Source organism: Oleiphilus sp. HI0128 (assembly GCF_001635365.1).
The window spans coordinates 1-1,667 of sequence record NZ_LWGG01001623.1; the positions used below are offsets into that span (position 1 = coordinate 1).

The following is a 1,667-nucleotide window of genomic DNA, read 5'->3' on the forward strand; positions in this document are numbered from 1 at the left end:
AAGCCAATTGAGGTCGATGCTCATCATGTTAAAGAAGATCTAGTGCCTCGATTTTATTCGGCAACAGGGTACACCAATGTATCTCGCAGTATCGAAATCAGTACTTCGCAATCGGCAACGATTGACGAACTGACAGTAAAAGAGGGTGACATGGTGTCTCAAGGTGATTTGCTAGTAGCCTTGGATGAAACCGAATTGCTTACCTCTATTCGTCGAGCAGAGAGTGCTATCGAATCAGCCAAAATTCGATTAAAGGATATGGCACATGATGTAGATAATGCTCGTCAACTGCGCGAAAAACGCGTGATTACTGTGGAACAACTTCGCAAGGCAAAAGTGCAACACAATCTTGCGGAAACTCAGTTGAATCAAGCGCAGAGTGAGCTGGAAAGGCAGCTTGCTCGGGAGCCTTATCACCGCATCAATAGTCCAATTGATGCACGCGTTATTAAGCGCTGGGTGAATCAAGGGGATTTGGCTGTTATTGGAAAACCTCTTCTTCAACTCGAAGCGATTGGTGGTTTGGAGTTTGAGGCTTCGTTGCCAGCAGAGTGGGGGCAGACTCTAAATATTGGTGACCAATATGACATTAAAATTCACAAGCGCGATGAACCCGTTAAAGCCGTTATATCTCATATCGTGAATAGTGTTGATCGTATTACCCAAACCATTCAGATCAAACTCGCTTTGCCTGAATCCTACAAACTTGAAGCCGGCTTATCAGGGCAGGTGGACTTCATTATCTCTTATGAAAAACAGATTCTTGTTGATTCTTCATCAATCATTAAGCGGGCGGGGGTGTTTGGTGTATACCGAATCAATGAAGGTAAAGCAGTGTTTACGCCGGTCAATTTTGAGCGGAAGTGGCAACGTTATTTGGTGGTTCTCTCAGGCCTCGAGCCATCGGATATCGTTATCACTAACCCGCCATCTTCCTTAAGAGATGGGAGTCCAGTGGTCTTTAAACCTAGCGATGCCTCAGTAAATAGTGCAGAGACCAAGTAATGGATAAGAGCCAAAATTCGGGCGGCAAAGCAGCTTCTAACAGCAGCTTTAATATTGCCCATACGCTAGCCAAAACCTTTGTTGAATCAAAGCTTGTATTGGCCATTATTCCTGCCGTTATCTTGTTCGGTTTAATGGGGCTGTTTGAAATTCCCCGTGAAGAGAATCCTCAGATAGTGATTCCCGCTGCCGAAGTCACCATTCCCATACCAGGTATGTCACCTTTGGAAGTAGAACACTTGCTGCTAACGCCGCTCGAAAATCATCTCAATACGATGCAGGGGGTAAAGCACACTTACGGTGTGGCAGGAGAAGGCTTTGCCAAGATTCAAGTGGAGTTCAAAGTAGGAGAGGATAAAACCGAATCATTCGTGAGGCTCTATGACCAGGTGGAACGATACAAAATTCAGTTACCGCCTTTAGCGGGCGAGCCACATATTCATCTGATGGATGTGGATGATATCCCCTTTATAGTTGTGACCTTGGCTTCTGACAAGTACGACCGCTATCAGCTCACACATATGGCTGAAAGAATGACCGAGCATCTACATAGTATTGAGGGCGTTGGGCTCAGTGAAATTCATGGTGGTCAGGAGAACGAAGTACGCGTTGAGATAGATCCCACGCGTTTACAAGCTTTAGGTTTGGGCTTAAATCAAATT

At 45.3% G+C, this 1,667-nt stretch carries 2 protein-coding genes; both read left to right on the forward strand.

Annotated features, from left to right (window positions below):
- Window positions 1–1,005: efflux RND transporter periplasmic adaptor subunit (locus tag A3763_RS26415; protein WP_068760763.1), on the forward strand; the 1,005-nt coding region annotated here is incomplete at its 5' end.
- Window positions 1,005–1,667, forward strand: a 663-nt coding sequence (locus tag A3763_RS26420) for an efflux RND transporter permease subunit (protein ID WP_197483164.1), incomplete at its 3' end; no start/stop codon positions are given. The genes A3763_RS26415 and A3763_RS26420, both read left to right, overlap by 1 nt.